Source organism: Allomuricauda sp. M10, assembly GCF_020782875.1.
Classification (GTDB): Bacteria; Bacteroidota; Bacteroidia; order Flavobacteriales; family Flavobacteriaceae; genus Flagellimonas.
Genome location: NZ_JAJGBN010000007.1, coordinates 72,324 through 88,736, shown reverse-complemented (window position 1 = coordinate 88,736; position 16,413 = coordinate 72,324). Strand labels below are relative to the sequence as shown.

9 protein-coding genes are annotated in these 16,413 nt (G+C 42.6%); 2 read left to right on the top strand and 7 right to left on the bottom strand.

Annotated features, from left to right (window positions below; translation table 11 throughout):
• Positions 1 to 282: 282 nt before the first annotated feature.
• Complete coding sequence (locus LKX84_RS15940; protein WP_228238356.1) at positions 283 to 1,341, top strand: PAS domain-containing sensor histidine kinase; 1,059 nt, start codon at positions 283 to 285, stop codon at positions 1,339 to 1,341.
• Positions 1,342 to 1,504: 163 nt separating this feature from the next.
• Here LKX84_RS15940 and LKX84_RS15935 read toward each other — a convergent pair whose 3' ends face one another.
• The 7 genes from LKX84_RS15935 to LKX84_RS15905 all read right to left on the bottom strand — a co-directional run bounded on the left by LKX84_RS15935 (position 1,505) and on the right by LKX84_RS15905 (position 13,195).
• Positions 1,505 to 2,842 carry a family 16 glycosylhydrolase gene (locus tag LKX84_RS15935; protein WP_228238355.1) on the bottom strand — a complete coding sequence of 446 codons (1,338 nt, stop codon included), beginning with the start codon at positions 2,840 to 2,842 and terminating at the stop codon, positions 1,505 to 1,507.
• Positions 2,820 to 4,580, bottom strand: a complete 1,761-nt coding sequence (locus LKX84_RS15930) for a cellulase family glycosylhydrolase (protein ID WP_228238353.1) — start codon at positions 4,578 to 4,580, stop codon at positions 2,820 to 2,822. The genes LKX84_RS15935 and LKX84_RS15930 overlap by 23 nt, the downstream gene beginning before the upstream one ends.
• A gap of 12 nt (positions 4,581 to 4,592) precedes the next feature.
• A complete protein-coding gene (locus LKX84_RS15925) occupies positions 4,593 to 6,062 on the bottom strand; it encodes a glycoside hydrolase family 30 protein (protein WP_228238351.1) in 1,470 nt (489 codons plus the stop codon).
• A gap of 24 nt (positions 6,063 to 6,086) precedes the next feature.
• Positions 6,087 to 7,571, bottom strand: a complete 1,485-nt coding sequence (locus tag LKX84_RS15920; protein WP_228238349.1) for a glycoside hydrolase family 30 protein — start codon at positions 7,569 to 7,571, stop codon at positions 6,087 to 6,089.
• 107 nt (positions 7,572 to 7,678) lie between these two features.
• Entirely contained in the window at positions 7,679 to 8,536 is an 858-nt protein-coding gene (locus tag LKX84_RS15915; RefSeq protein WP_228238347.1) for a hypothetical protein, read from the bottom strand.
• Positions 8,537 to 8,556: 20 nt separating this feature from the next.
• Positions 8,557 to 10,062, bottom strand: coding sequence for a RagB/SusD family nutrient uptake outer membrane protein (locus LKX84_RS15910; protein WP_228238338.1), 1,506 nt, complete (start codon positions 10,060 to 10,062; stop codon positions 8,557 to 8,559).
• Between the two features lie 10 nt (positions 10,063 to 10,072).
• On the bottom strand, positions 10,073 to 13,195 hold the full coding sequence (locus LKX84_RS15905) for a SusC/RagA family TonB-linked outer membrane protein (protein WP_228238336.1): 3,123 nt from the start codon (positions 13,193 to 13,195) through the stop codon (positions 10,073 to 10,075).
• A 339-nt stretch (positions 13,196 to 13,534) separates the two neighbouring features.
• Here LKX84_RS15905 and LKX84_RS15900 point away from each other — a divergent pair, with 339 nt between their 5' ends.
• Positions 13,535 to 16,399: a triple tyrosine motif-containing protein gene (locus LKX84_RS15900; protein ID WP_228238334.1), complete on the top strand. Its 2,865-nt coding sequence runs from the start codon at positions 13,535 to 13,537 to the stop codon at positions 16,397 to 16,399.
• Positions 16,400 to 16,413: the final 14 nt, after the last annotated feature.

Here is a 16,413-nt window from a genome sequence, read left to right as displayed (position 1 = left end):
TAAAGGCTACTGAATTTGATCACACCCTATTATTTCAAATGAAACCTAACAGAAAAAAGACCTATATGGATGTGACCTTTATTCTAAGAATATGTCGCGGGAAACGACACATATGTTTTATTGTTCCCTAGAAATACTTTTTCCAAAACAACCTTATTTTGAATTGAATGTACCAATAGTTAAATTTATCCGTTAAAATATCTAAACCGTTCAATCCTTGGTCTGAAAATCCCTGTGAGATAGATCTTTTTCCCTTTTCCGTTTAAAAACCAACAACCTTCTATGAACCCCCAACTAGAGCCCTTTTTTGAACAATCCATGGATTGCCTATGTATTGCCCATTATGATGGCCATTTTGTAAAGATAAACCCTGCCTTTATGGAACTGTTAGGGTATTCCTACGAGGAACTGAGTTCTAAAATGATCTCCGAATTTATTCATCCTGAAGACAGGGAGCGTACGGCGGCACATAGGGAACGTCTCAAGAACAATGTACCCTTGATCAATTTTGAGAACAGATATGTTTGCAAATCGGGGGAAATTGTTTGGCTGCATTGGACCTCGATTCCCATGGAAAGGGAACAACTGATCTATGCCATTGCCAAGGACATTACCCATACAAAAAAACTTGAAAGTGAACGGAAAACACAATTAAGCCGACTTTCCGAGGTAAATGAAAAGCTCAAACAACAAACCTATTCTACCTCCCATGACCTAAGATCTCCTTTAAACAATTTGATTTCCTTGGTCAATTTGATCGATATGTCCAAAATTGAAGATGCGGACAATAAGGAAATACTGGGTCTCATTAAACTCTCTGCAGAAGGGTTGAAGACCACCATGAATTCTTATATCGAATCCTTCAAGGAGAACGACCATTCGGAATATCACACTGAGGATATCAATTTCAATGCTATTTTCCTAAAAGTGCAAAATTCAATCAGCACATTGACCCAAAAGGCAAATGCCAAATTCCATTTAAACTTTACGGGCTTGGAAAATATCCACTTCAACAGTACTTGCATGGAAAGTATTTTTCTGAATCTCATCACCAATTCCATCAAGTATGCAAAACCGGGCATTTCTCCCAACATCTCTATAATCAGCGAAGTGAGGGATGGACAAAAAAGACTGACTTACTCCGATAATGGCTTAGGAATGGACCTGGAAAAAGTAGGGCACCGCATTTTTCAATTGAACGAAAAATTCCATCATAATGAAGACAGTCAAGGAGTTGGTTTATACTTGGTGCATAGCCAAATAAGCAGACATGGTGGTCAAATAGAAGTGGACAGTACACTAAATGAGGGAACTACCTTTACAATTCGCTTTAGGGCATAGGATCAATGGCTCTTACGGAAAGAATTGAATTGTTAGGGCAAACGTTGCCAACCAATCCCTTATTATGGCTTCAGGGAAATACCAACGATATGCTTGTCTCATTTCAATTAACGATACTCATTTGATGACACAAATGCTTCCTAAAGAGTCGCTCAAAAAAGTACTACATTTTGTACACCCGGACCCAATCAATATAAACCGAACAGGGGAATTCCGCCTCCGGAACTATGGGACCCCCATAGGTATAATCACTACCGCCTACCCCTGCGCTTAGGATTACATACATTTTGTGTTCAAAAGGATGCCATTCCTGAAAATGGTTGGAATATTCGGAGACCGTTACCCTTCTTCCGTCCAAGGTTCTGACCGTTTTTTGGTCCTGTCCATCCACAGTGAATCCGCCACCATCATTCAAATAATGGATGTGATATACTTGATCATCCACAAAAAACTCAATCCGATCCTCATACCAGTCAATTCCATATTCGTGAAATGCAGAACTTCCGGCATTAGGGTCATTTTCCGGTGGAGGAAAGTTACCATATCCCGGTTCTTCAGGGTCCGGGGTTTGCAAGGTTTCATAGGAATAGTAGCCGCCCAAATGACCATGGTTCCAGTCCTGATATTGGTTGTTCTGCCATTCCCAAGCATAGTGAACGGTACCTAAATTGTGAAAGGGTATGGAACCCACATATTCCATGATGTCAATTTCACCACCTTGGGGCCACATGATTTCATCAACGGTAACAGGTTTTTCCTGGGGCATCATCCAAAAGGCAAAGCCTTGTCCTTGATGCCTCACATCTTGGGCCTTTACCCGGGCCACTATCCGGTGACCAGGTCCCCAAAATCCTTTGTTCCTGGTATTGATCCTTCCGCTGGTATATTCCCTATCGATGTAATTCTCCTTACGAGTAGTGATCACCAAGCATCCACCATCCGCATCGGTGATATCATTCTGGAAACTCACATTATCAGGTCTTTCGGTAGCACGATCTAACTGCCCCGTGCCCCAATTACCATTGATGCCCGTGCCTGTTTCAAAGTTCCATTTGGTGAGATCCAAGCTACCTGAATTAAACTCATCCGACCAAATCAGACCAGTCAATTCTTCTACATAAACATTAATGTTGATGGTCTTGCTCACAAACTGACCTTGATTATAGGCAGATACGGCAATATCGTATCCATGGGTACCTTCGTCCGTAAAGGTATGGGTGAGGGTATTGGAAGTGGTTTCTACCAATTCACCCTCAACAAGTACTTTGTAAAGTGTAGCATTGTCAGCTTGAAAAGTAAAATCGACCCTACCACTTCCATCTCCGTTGGGATTGCTTTCAGATTGCCCTACAATTTCCGCTTCAATGGTCAGATTAGTGGGCTTAACTATGGAAGTGCCACCACTTTCTTCCCCATCGCTGCTACCACTACATGAAATTATCACCATCGCAAAAATGCTGAAAATGGCCCAATTCATTTTAGAAGTGATTGTATTCAACATCTTCCTGTTTTACAAAATCCAGATAATTCAATTGAAACCCTCCCTTTTCAAAAACCACTTTTATTTGATGGGTACCTACCTCAAGGGAAATGTTTTTGAGTGTTACCGTTCCATAAACCGGTTCATCCCCTATTTTATTCAGCGGGATGCTTTGTGAAACCTTTTTACCGTCTTTTTCCAAATAAAGCAATCCAGCTTCGCCGGAGTTGGCATAACGAATTTCTACATTGTAAGTCCCCGTTTTTTCAACAGAAACGGTAAAGAGCAACCATTCCCCATCGTTGATATCAAAAACCTCGAATCCGTTTGTTTTGCCATCGGTACATGCTTGGATGTCCACCCCGTCATTGCGCATTTTTCTACCCTTGTTCCATGCGCTGCGTTCCCCAGTACTCACCCATAGGTTTATAAAATCAGCATCTTGGTAAGCAATCCCGTTGGTCCCCATATCGTACTCCGTCGCATATAAAAGTCCTGGAATCGCGTGTTTTTTAAACGCCTTTGGCTCATCATTCTGGACCTGTCTGAACATGGCATCGACTACACCGGGTTTTACGGTAACATGCTCCATGTTATAATTTTCCGCGAGTTGCATCAACGCATTTTTGGCAAATTCAACAGAAGGTTTTTCGCCTTCATTTTCCCAATAGTCCAGAAGCGTTTCGTAATCCTTTGTTTTGGTTACCGATGTGACACCGGCAATATTATCCACTTTTTTCATGGGCCAAAACGCCCAACCAATATTATGAGTTTCCATCAAAGTGAGGACTTCCTTGAACCACACATTGGAATTTTCACCACTCTCACCCAACCAAATTGGGGCATTGTAGGTTTCCCTATAATCCAACATTTGTTGAATGGATTCTTTGGTATTGTAGTTCCAATATTTATGAAAACTGATGACCGTGTTATCATCCCAAAGTGGAAAAACGCCATTGTAATTGTTTCCCCAACAATTGCCCTCAATAATGATGATGTGCTCCTTGTCCACTTTTCTAATGGCGTTCGTAATATCCACCATCAGTTTGCGCAAGGGAACATTGTTCATTTCATCACAACCATTAGGATTTTCGCCTTCAAAGTTCCAGTTAGGTTCATTGATGATGTCATATGCACCTATCCAAGGGCTATCTTTATAGCGTTCGGCCATCTTTTCCCATAAGGCGATCATTTTCTGTTGGTTGGCTTCACTTTCCCAAAGGGAAGGCTTTGCAGGGTCATAATCTGAAATATTGGCATCATGTCCTTGTCCACCCGGAGCGGCGTGAAGATCCAAGATCAAATACATTTCATTTGCAGCGCACCATTCCAAAAGTGCATCCGTCATGGCAAAACCTTTTTCCAACCAGGTGTTCTCCCCTTCCTTTTCTTCCTCTATGGGCAGGGTGTACAAATTATAGTGCATGGGCAATCTAACGGAATTGAAACCCCAAGCTTTAAGCGAATCAATATCACGTTTGGTAATCCCGTTAGCCAAATAGGCCTCATAGAACTCCTCCGTGTTTTCTTCCCCGATGAGTTCTGCAATTTTCTGTTTGATGGAATGCTGCGGTCCGGCAAAACCAGATGTCTGCAACATATAACCCTCCTGTACCATCCAGCCACCAAGACCTAGCCCTCTTAAAAGGACATTGTTACCTTCGGCATCCACAATTTTCTGTCCATCGGTATGTAAAAACTTTTGGCCAAAAACAGTTGAACTGACGACAAGAGTGATAATTAAAAAAAGATTTTTCATGTGTTCCTTTCGTTATTCTTCCCAGATATAGGTAGCAACGGCACCTGCGCTCAAAGAGGTGGAAGCCCATTTATTCCCAAATTTTATATTGAAGGTTTCCAAGGCATTCCCATCGTTTTCCACAATAAGAACAAAGGAACCATCGGGTGTTTTAAATGCCGCGTTTTGAAGATTTCCCGAAATATTGGAAGCAATCCGAACAGAACCTGCTGGTACAAATTTGGACGCATGGGCCACGATATAATACCCCACATTCCTAGTAATGTTCCCGCCAGAACTTATGGTCAATCCGCCCTTGCAAATGGTACAACCGCCATCAGTATGGGGACCGAACCCTTCATCATTGGCCAAATTCCATTCCAAGGCATTCTTGCTCCAGTTACGCATGGACCCAATGATCACATTTTTTACATGCCACTTTAAATCACCATCAAAAGAACCATTGGAAGAAGTATACTGCTCGGTAAAGTATAAGTTTTTATCAGGGAATGAATTATGCACCGTAGAAAGGGCACTGATATCCCCGTTGTAAAGGTGAAATGCCGAACCATCCACATAGGGGTTGGCATCGGAATCACTGAGAACCGTAATCGGGTATTGTGGATTATCACAGTTATGGTCCCAAACGATGATTTTGGTATTGATGTTCGCTGTCTCAAATGCCGGTCCCAAGTGATCCTTGATAAAGGTGGCCTGCTGCTCCGCAGTCATATACATACTGGGATTGTTACCGTCGTGCAAGGGTTCATTTTGAATGGTGATGGCATCAACGGTGATACCTTCCGCAGCCATCGCTTGGATATATTTTACAAAGTATTGCGCATAAACGCTATAATACTGAGATTGAAGACTACCGCCGATAAAACTGCCGTTGTCCTTCATCCAAACGGGTGCCGACCAAGGGGAGCCCATGATCTTGATATCTGGATTAATCTGTAAAATCTCTTTGAGCACAGCAATGACGCCTTCCCTGTCCGGGTCAATGCTGAAATTGGTCAGGGATTCGTCCGTTTCACCTGTCGGCATATCATCATAAGTGAAGGGTTCATCATTAAGGTCTGATGCACCAACGCTTATCCTCAAGTAGCTAATGGAAATATCATTTGCTTCATTTCCGAACAATTCCTGAAGTAACGCACCACGATCATTATCGCTTAACTGATTGATGACTTGAGCACTACCCCCTGTCAAAGTAAACCCGAAACCGTCAATGGTCTGATACGAAAGGGAGCCATTCACGTCTATGTTCGGATAATTATTGGAAGTAGTACTAAAAGGCAATGCATTGGCCTGTTTTTGCAACAATACACTCTGATCCGATTTTGTCAACCAAACCTCTACCGAACCAGTTACGGTTGGCGTTTCCGAAGTTGGGGGATTGGGTTTAGGGGTTTCCGTGCCATCATCCGAAGAGGAGGAACAATGTACCAATAACAGTCCCATTGCCAGCGATGCGGCAATCAGTATATTTTTTGTATTCATCAACAACAATTTCTTTCTAATTTATTAGTAGACAATAGTTTGAATGGCATGTGCCGGTATTTCAATTTGGGTCCGTTGGGTATCCACATAAAGGTAATAAAGAATGGGACCATCGGTTTGGTTCATGACCACAGTGGCCATTTTACCATCCGGATTTAGGAAGGAAGCACTTAAAAGAGCACTTCTACTCACCGCCGAAGCCACTCTTTTTGCCTCTGGCCTCACAAATTTTGAAAAATGGCCGATATAGTAATAAGAAGGGGTATAGATCAACTCTCCGGTCTGTGTATCCGCATGGATCGGGGCAAAGCAAAAATTACCCACATGGTTGGGCCCTCCATTTTCATCCAGAAGGATGTTCCAGTCGGTCCAACCCACGGTGCCGTTGTTAAAATCATTGATCATGCTTTTGCCATAACGTTCCGCATTGGGCCAAAACTGATACTTCGCCGCATCAAAATGATCATTGCAACCTTCAGTGAACAGCAGGTTTTTAGATGGATAGCTTTCCTGTACCTTTCTTACGTTTTCGTATTGTTGATCTCCACCAGACCAATCCTCATACCAATGGAATCCCATGCCCCAAATGTATTTTGATGCCTCCGGGTCCCCAAAAACAACATCTGCTCTTTGGTTCATCAGATCACGGTTGTGATCCCAAACCACAATGTTTTTATCGGTCAACCCATTCTTTTCCAAAGTGGGACCTAAATAGTTTTTCACAAAGTCGCGTTCCGCTTCTGAAGTGTAAATACAAGACTCCCAAGTTTGTTTGGCCATGGGTTCGTTTTGAACGGTCATTCCCCATATAGGGATGTTCTCCGCTTCATAAGCTTGAATGAACTTTACAAAGTAATTGGCCCAGTTTTGATAGTATTCAGGCAACAAAGTACCCCCTTGCAGCATGTTGTTATTGCTCTTCATAAATGCGGGCGGACTCCATGGAGATACATAGGTAACCAAAGACCCTCCTGCCCTATCAATGGCTTTTTTGATCATCGGGATTCGGTACTCCTGATCATGCTCGATTGAAAAAGTAGTCAAAGTGGTATCCCCTTCCTCAATATAAGTATAGCTTCCACTGCTAAAATCGCAGCTATGGATGTTGGTCCTGAGCAGGGTATAACCCAATCCTTCATCCTGACTGTAATAGGCATTCAATAATTCCTCTTGATGCGTTGGATCTAGCTTGGCGAATGTTTCCGCACTTGCATCGGTAATGGCGCCTCCTATTCCCAAAATAGTTTGAAATGTTTTCCTCGGTTCCACAAAAACGGATATTTCACTTTCAAGGGGTTGTTCAGCATCTAAAAATGTTGGGCCTTCCGAGGGTGTCAATCTAAGATTGGAACTGTCCGCAGTAGTGTAAATCGTTACTTGTTTTCCCTTTGCGGTAAACGGTATAGGTTCTTTTTCTTCTGCATTGGATGCTACAGTACTTTGTGTTCTTTCACAAGAAATACAGACAAAACAAAAAGCACTCAATATATAAACGGGGGTCAGTTTCATAGCTGTGGTATGGACTATGTCCAACGGTTTTTATGGCCCATGGTCGCCTTGTACCATGGGCCATTTAACAAAATCTAACTCAAAATTAAATTAACTAACTTTCATTTTTAATTGGTTCCGCGAAGTTCCACATTATCAATGGTTATGGCGCCTACATTTGCCCCACCACATTTAATGACCAGGTAAACGGTGGCATCCTCGTCAAAACTGACCACATTGCCACTTCCGGAACAGGTAAGCTGTGAAAGCTTACCGCTAAATGGTGCATTTCCACATCCTGCCCATGTATTCAACCCAATTCGGGTGCCATCTGCGGAATAATCATTGCCCTGGGTGGGAGCAGTAGTTGAAAGATATACTTCAAACCAAGTGTCCACGGATCCATCACCACGTACATTCATATCGATGGCGTAATTTTTGCCACCTTGTACATCAATGGCCTGAAAAAGACCCTGTTGGTTCCAATCGCTTGCAGTAACGGTAGCCGCACCCGAATCGAAAGTCCAACTTGCGCCAGAGGCACTAATGGTCAGTATGGTCCATTCCGCAATATCCTCATCGGTCTCGAACTTACCTCCCAAAACCAAATTACCTGCATTAGGATCGGACACTTCCACAACCAATTCTTGGGAAGTGCTTTTTGATTCCCCACCCCTGCCAATTGCAGTATGGGTGACGGTATATGTTCCAGCATCCGGTAAAAAGATTTCTTCCGTTGATTTTCCTTGATAAGCCCCTTCCCCAACATCCCATTTTGAGGAGACATAGTTAGAATTAAGGGCTTCCAATACAAATCGGTTAGCAGAACCACTTACGGCGGTTATACTGAAGGAAGCATCCAAATTGGGGTCCGTGAGTCCATTGTTCTCAAAGGAATCCTCTGGCTGACAACCAGCCAATACAACCATGCCCAGCATCCCAAACACGATCGACTTATTTATGTGTTTTATAAATTTCAGTCTCATGACAGCTATTTTATTGTTCATCAATAGTTAGGGTTTTGAACCAATTTGGTATTCTCCAATTCTTTTAATGGAATGGGCAACACTTCATTCTTTCCTGCCGTAAATCCACGGCCGGCCAATACGGTTGCGGCATTTCCTGTCCTTACCAAATCGAACCATCTGTGGCCCTCACCGGCCAATTCCAATCGACGTTCGTTCCAGATGGCCTGATTGGAAACCGGTACGGAAGTTAATCCTACCCTGGCCCTTACAGCATCCAATAATGCTTGGGCCCTTGTTCCAGAACCTCCTAAAGCCTCAGCTTCCAAAAGGTAGGTGTCGGCCAAACGGATCATGTACACGTGTTGTTGGTAGTTCAATTCCTTCACCCCACCACCAGTAGTAGCATCACTGTTGAGTGGCATGAACTTGTTCAAGTAGTAACCTGTATCCTGGTCACCATGTAAGTATTCGATCTCGCCACCTTCCTCAAAAGCCTTCAAGTTTGCAATGGTCTCATCAAACCTTGGGTCACCCACGATAGCGTTGTAAAAGTCATTGGTAAAAACATTGAAACTCCATCCCGGTGCATAATCAGGTGCTGTGGAACCCGCACTGCGCACATAGCTTCGTGGCCCCACCATGATGTTGATGCTGTTCCCCTCATCGGCCCCAGAACCCCAAAAGCCCCAATCCGCATTACTTTGGTTGGTATTGGTGGTTTCTAAAATAGATTCCGAATTAAAAGTGTTCCCAAAATCCCATAGATCGGCAAATTCATCCAAAAGCCTGTATCCATATTTGCTTGTGCTACCTGGGGTACCGTTCACCTCAGCAAGTTCTGCAGCCGCTTGGGCATTTTTACCATCGTACAGATATACTTTTCCCAATAAAGCCTGTGCGGCCCCTTTGGAGAAACGACCCGCTTCGGTAGCAGCGTTCACCATATCTGGCAAATCCAGTTTGGCTTCTTCCAAATCTGCCTCTATTTGGGCATAAACCGCCTCTTTGGAGGACTGTTCCACATTATAAATTTCTGCAGTTGGAAGTGGATCTACAATCAACGGAATGTTACCGAACATGCGTACCAATTGAAAATAGAAGTAGGCACGAAGCGCCTTGGCCTCTGCTGTAAACCTATCCCGTGTAGCATCGGACATGGGAACTTCGGGCAATTTTGCAATCAACACATTGGCCCTAAAAATCCCTTGAAAATAATCGTCCCAAAAGCTGGTCGGGATGGTTGAGGGTGTAATGCTGTAATTTGAAAAAGCGTGAATACCTGCACCATCATCAGGTCCACCACCACCTGCGTAATGATCGTCAGATCCCGCATTCATCATGGTCACCATGTTCTCAAATCCCCTGGCCTCTTTACCCAAGATGTCATAAACGGCGATCAAGCCTGAATACGCCTGGGTTTCGTTACTATAATAGTTTTCCTCCAGATACGTTCCTTTTGGTTCCACATCCAAATACTCCTTGCTGCAAGAGATGGATGTAAGTACTAAACCAAAAACCAAATATTTTATGTTTTCGAGTTTCATAATCGTTTTTTTAGAATTGTAAATTAACACCCAACATTCCTGTTCTTGCCTGTGGGTAATACCCCCTGTCAATACCGAATACATCACCACCGATCTCTGGGTCGAAGCCTGTGTATTTGGTAAAGGTGATCAGGTTCTCTGCAGTTACGTACAACCTCAATTTGGTAACGCCCACTTTGTTCATCACATCTTGTGGGAAGGTATATCCAAACTGAATGGTCTTGAATCTCAAATAGTCACCGTCTTCCAAATAGAAATCGGAAGGGTTGGTAAAGTTTTTATTGGTATCGTTGGTGGTGAGCCTTGGGAAGGAATTTGAGGTTCCTTCACCTGTCCATCTTCCCAAAGCGGAAGTCTGGAAGTTGGCACTACCGATATCCAATCTACGAAGTGCCTGGAAAAGTTTGTTACCGGCCGCACCTTGGGCAAACACCAACAGATCAAAGTTTTTATAGTTCAAATTCAGGTTGATACCAAAAGTGACCTTTGGAATGGAACTTCCCAAGAAATCACGATCACTATCGGTAATGACGCCATCGCCATCCACATCTTTCCATCTAAAGTCCCCTGGTTTGGCATTGGGCTGCATCATTACTCCTTCAGAATTGGTATACGCTTCCACCTCAGCCTGACTTTGGAAAATTCCTTGGGTCACAAAACCGTAGAAAGAGTTTACAGGTTGCCCCACTTGAGTACGGGTGATTGGGAACGTACTGGCCTGAACCGTGGTGCCTCCAGATAAAAAGTCGACCCCTGTACCCAAGAATGTTACTTCATTCTCCACGGTGGACATGTTTCCACTGATCGAGAAACCTAAATCCCCAAAATCCTTGTTGTATGATAATCCAAGGTCTATACCCCTGTTTTCCATGTCGGCCACATTACCTGCAGGACTACCGGTTGCTCCAACATAACCTGGAAGGGGAACATCCCTTAAGATACCAGTAGTTTTCTTGAGGTACCAATCAAAAGTAACGCTCAACCCTTGGAAGAGTGTTGCATCGAAACCTACGTTGGTCTGACTGGTTTCTTCCCATTTCAAATCTGGGTTGGCAGGTGCATCAGGGCTATTACCAATGGTAACCGAACCGGTTGTACCCACGGCATAGTTTCTTCCATCACCTATGGTTGATAGATATCTGAAATCCCCGATCTGATCGCTACCGGTAACTCCGTAGCTTCCACGGATCTTCAATTGGTTCACAATATCGTTCTCTGGCCAGAAGTTCTCACGATTGGCCACCCATCCCAAAGAAAAGGAAGGGAACACGCCATATTTGTTATTGGATCCAAATCGACTGGAACCATCACGCCTCACGATACCGGTAAAAAGATATTTTTCCATGTAAGCGTAGTTCAATCTTGCAAAAAGAGAGGTCACTTTATGGATAACACCGGTATAGGCGCTGGCATTGATCTGTTCCGTTGGGATATCAAAATTGAAGGATGCCAATTTATAATCGTTCACGGGAATATTGTTGTAGGTAATGGATTGCCCTTCGGTAATGTTATCCACATAAACACCCTGTCCCAATAGAGCAGTGAAATCATGCTCCCCGATTTCCTTGGTATAGGAAGCAGTATTTTCTATGTTCCAGCCAAAACCTTTATTGGTATTTCTAGATAGACTGTTCTGGGAGGTTACGAATGAAGAAGTTAAAAAAGCTACAGGATTGAACGATTGTCCGCCCCAATAAGCCAATTTTCCACCGAAAGTACTCCTAACCCTTAAATTTTTGATGGGTTCTACTTCAAAATAAGCATTACCTACAAAATTATCGGACCAGCTATGGTTACCCAATCTTGTTTGGGTGAAAGCCAATGGGTTGGTCATTTCCTGACCTACCAATGTGGAAATACCGTAGGGAAAACCGTTTGGAGCCAAGATCAAATCGGAACGAAGTCCACCAGTATCCCCAACATAAGGAACCCCACTTAAAGCGGTTGGGTCGGTTTCTATAGCTGGAGTTATAGGATCTAGGTTGACAGCAGAAGATAGCGGTCCACCGTAGAAAGTATTCCCATCAATAGCGGCATTCTTTTCGTTGGAATACCCAAATGTTTGCCCAAACCTTAAATAATCATTGATTTTGTGGGTTGAGTTCAAACGGAAGTTCTTTCGGATATAATGGGAGATGTCCGATACCACGATACCTTCTTGATCCAAGTAACCAAATGAAGCGTAGAAGGTTGACTTTTCATTACCACCACTGATGCTCAATTCATGGTTTTCACGTTTGGCACTTTTATTGAAAATCAATTCTTGCCAATCGGTTCCTTTACCGTAGGAAGCAGGATCAGCAAAAAGAATGCTTCCACCGGCTGCAACGGAAGCTTCGTTCCTTAAGCTTGCATATTCAGTGGCATTGAGCAGATCCAATTTTCTGGCAGGACCAGAAACACCGGTATATCCACTATAATTGACACTCAGTTTTCCAGATTTACCGCTTTTGGTCGTTACCAGAATAACCCCGGCTGCAGCACGAGATCCATAAATCGCCGCCGATGCCGCATCTTTCAAAACTTCAATGGAAGCAATATCGGACTGATTCAAGTAACCGATTCCCCCAGCATCTACAATTACCCCATCCACAACCCAAAGTGGTTCGTTGTTGTTAAGGGTGGTTATACCCCTAACCCTGATGGTGGACGATGCTCCTGGCTGACCGGTATTGGCAGCTATGGTAATACCCGAGGCCCTACCTTGTAAAGACTGTTCGATACGGGTAATAGGCAAATCCTCAAGGTCACTTTCCTTTACCCCTGAAATGGCACCGGTAACCACACTTTTCTTTTGGGTACCATACCCTACCACTACAATCTCATCCAATAGATTTACATCCGAAACCAGGGTTACATTGATCTCGGTTCTGCCGTTTATGGCTTCTTCAACGGGAACATACCCGATATAGCTGAAAACCAAAACACCATCGGTAGGTGCAGAAATTTCAAAATTTCCATCAAAATCCGTGGAAACTCCGGTATTGGTATTTTTGAGCACCACCGATGCTCCAGGAAGGGGAATTCCCCCATCATCTTTAACCAATCCACGGACCGTTATGCTTTGGGCCTGTACATACGCGGAAAAAATCAAAGATAAAGCGCATAGTACGAATGACTTAGTTAGCTTCATGCGTTTGTTAGTTTAAGTTAATTATTGTTAAAATATTATGCATTTGACAACGATATTAGATATCATTTTACCAATACAACAATTACATCCCACTACAAAAACACATCAAATCCAATTAAAATATTTACAAAAACACATCAAAAAAATAATTAAAACCTTGTTTTTCAATTATTTAATTTTTAATAACACTTACTTTTTCCTATATACATTTTGTAAAAAACACAACAATGGAATAACTTGCAGGAAAATCCCGGCAAACGCCCCGTAAAATGTGGATTTTGAAAGCTTTTTCGGATGACGAACCCTCCATTTTCATACACAGGAATTTCTTTTCCTTCCATGCTGAAATTGCTGCTGGCAATCGCTTTTTTGTTCGCTACAGCAGGTACCCATTCGCAGATAAAGGGAAATGGGTTGCCCAACATTAGAAACTTTACCAAGGCAGAATACCAAAGTGGAACCCAAAACTGGGATATTGACCAGGATTCGAATGGCAATATGTATTTCGCCAATAATAATGGCCTATTGCAGTTTGATGGTGCCACCTGGCGCACCTACACCATCCCCAACTCCACCAATATACGATCGGTGAAATTTGATTCCATTACCGGACGGATCTACGTTGGGGCGTATAATGAATTCGGGTATTTTGAATCCAATGACAAGGGAATGCTGGATTACGTTTCACTGATTCCGAAAGTTCCTGATGAAAAATACCGCTCAACTGACTTTATCTGGAGGATCCACATTGTTGACCAAGAAGTACTATTCCAATCCTTTACCGCTGGGTACGTTTTTAAAAATGGAACCATTTCTATATTGCCCGTAGAAGGAAGATTTCAATTTTCACATCAGGTGGACAACAAAATCTACTTTCAGGATATTACCAAGGGCATCACCGAATACAAAAATGGGGAATTGGTTCCTTTACCTGGCACCACAGTCCTCAACGGATATGAAATTTGGGGCATGTTTGCCATGGATCGCGATCAGTTGTTGATAGCCACATTGGAAGCGGGACTTTTTGTTTATGATGGACAAAATGTGTCGCCCTGGAACACAGAGGCAAATGAGTTTTTAAAAAAGAACAGCTCACTAGGTGGGGTAAGGATCAATAAAAATGCCATTGCGTTGAACTCCGTTTTGGGAGGAATCATTATTTGTGACAATAAAGGAGAGATCATTCAGCATGTAGACCTTAAGAAAGGGCTTAAGAACAACACGGTGCTCCATTCGTTCATAGACAACACCAACAATCTTTGGCTGGGTCTTGATAATGGTATTTCCTATCTGAACATCAATTCGCCTTTTACCTATTTCAGTTCCAGTCTTAATTTAAGTTCCGTATATGCCTCCATTACGCACAACGGAGTTTTATATGTGGCAACCAACCAAGGGGTTTTTTACCATTACTTGCAAGGGACTTTTACTGATGACACTTTCAGATTGGTAGAGGGAACTACTGCCCAATCATGGAATATTCAGGTGATTTCAGGGGAACTTATCTGTGCCAACAACAAGGGTGCCTTGATCATCAAAGATGGAAAAGTGGACCGGGTCCTTGACCATACGGGGTATTTTGGATTTAAAGCAATACCCGAACATCCTAATCTCTTTATTGGTTCCAATTATGGTGGGTTTACCATTTTTGAGCGAACAAAGAGTGGTATCAACTTTAAAAATAGGGTACAGGGATTTTACAACAGTTCCAAGGATTTTGAACTTGAATCAGGATATTTGTGGCTTCTTCGGGATCAGACGCTATATCAATTGGCCTTCAATGATGGATTTGATACGTTCACGGTCAAGAACAAATTCCAAACCCTTGAAGAGAATGCTATCCATACCCTTCAAAAAATAAACAACACCTTATATTTCGTTGCCAACAACCATTTTTATACATATTCCAAAAATTTTGATGCCTTTCAGGAAGAAACCGCACTAAGTGGATTGTTCCAAGACATACCTCCCATTAATTCCGTATTGCAGGATACGTATGGAAATCTTTGGTATTCCTATGACAACTCAGAATCGTTGGGCGTTTTGATGAAATCTGAAAGTGGTGGCTATTCCAATGTTATGGAACCTTTTTCTATCCTTAAGGGCAATTTTGTTTTCAATTATCTATCCGTGAACACCTTGGATCCCAAAAATATCTTTATTGGAATGATCAATGGCCTGGCACATTACAATTCCGAGTTTTCCAGCGAGAACATTTCCAAACCCAAGGTATTCATTCGGACCTTCGCGTTTGGCGATCAATCCTATGTTCAGGGTAATCCACAACTAAAAGAATCGAACTTGGAACTGCCCTATGCCAAAAACAATGTGAAATTCACCTTCTCCTCCCCCGATTTTGAAAATCAGGACAACATTCAATATGCGTATCAATTAGAACCCTTTGACCTGCAATGGAGTCCTTGGTCCAAACAATCGATCAAGGAATATACCAACCTAAAGGAAGGTACCTACACCATGTGGTTGAAAGAAAAAAACAGTTATGGTCTTGAATCCGAGCCTGCTACCCTGACCTTTACCGTTAGTCCGCCATGGTACAGACATATCATTGCCTATATCGGATACTTTTTGTTGGGTTGCCTGGCCATTTTTTTAGTACGCCTTCAAATTAAGGCCAAAATAAGAAAGAACAGGTATTACGAAACCATTGAACAACGTAGGATCTATCTGGAAAAAGAATCCAAAATACGTCTGGAACAATACAAATTGGAGAAGAAGATCCAAAAGTTGAACAGGGATAGATTAAAGACCAAAATATTGGCCAAGGACAAGGAATTGGTCAACAATTCCCTTCAAGTGGTGAAAAAGAACAAAATATTGAACACGATCATTCAAAAGTTGAAGGAAATGGACACGGAATCCATGAACGATCAAAGTAAGGCCCAATTGACTACTTTAAAGAAAAGTATCATGAAGGAAATCAATGGCAACAGTTGGAACGATCTGGAGAAACACATCAAGAACGTGCACTTTGATTTTTTAAAAAGACTCAAGGAAAAATATCCCGATATTTCTTCAAGGGAACTCGATCTTTCCACTTATTTACTGATGAACATGTCCACAAAGGAAATCGCGGAAGTCATGAACATTTCCAACGGCGGTGTGGAGTTGGCTCGTTATAGGCTACGAAAAAAACTGGGTCTGGGTCGAAAAGAAAACCTCAACGGATTTTTAATGAACATTTGATCAGATCAAATTCA

Bases quoted from the DNA above. Each gene is read 5' to 3' on its own strand.
- LKX84_RS15940 (WP_228238356.1), top strand. From the start codon at position 283: ATGAACCCCCAACTAGAGCCCTTTTTTGAACAATCCATGGATTGCCTA.
- LKX84_RS15935 (WP_228238355.1), bottom strand. From the start codon at position 2,842: ATGTTGAATACAATCACTTCTAAAATGAATTGGGCCATTTTCAGCATT.
- LKX84_RS15930 (WP_228238353.1), bottom strand. From the start codon at position 4,580: ATGAAAAATCTTTTTTTAATTATCACTCTTGTCGTCAGTTCAACTGTT.
- LKX84_RS15925 (WP_228238351.1), bottom strand. From the start codon at position 6,062: ATGAATACAAAAAATATACTGATTGCCGCATCGCTGGCAATGGGACTG.
- LKX84_RS15920 (WP_228238349.1), bottom strand. From the start codon at position 7,571: ATGAAACTGACCCCCGTTTATATATTGAGTGCTTTTTGTTTTGTCTGT.
- LKX84_RS15915 (WP_228238347.1), bottom strand. From the start codon at position 8,536: ATGAGACTGAAATTTATAAAACACATAAATAAGTCGATCGTGTTTGGG.
- LKX84_RS15910 (WP_228238338.1), bottom strand. From the start codon at position 10,062: ATGAAACTCGAAAACATAAAATATTTGGTTTTTGGTTTAGTACTTACA.
- LKX84_RS15905 (WP_228238336.1), bottom strand. From the start codon at position 13,195: ATGAAGCTAACTAAGTCATTCGTACTATGCGCTTTATCTTTGATTTTT.
- LKX84_RS15900 (WP_228238334.1), top strand. From the start codon at position 13,535: ATGCTGAAATTGCTGCTGGCAATCGCTTTTTTGTTCGCTACAGCAGGT.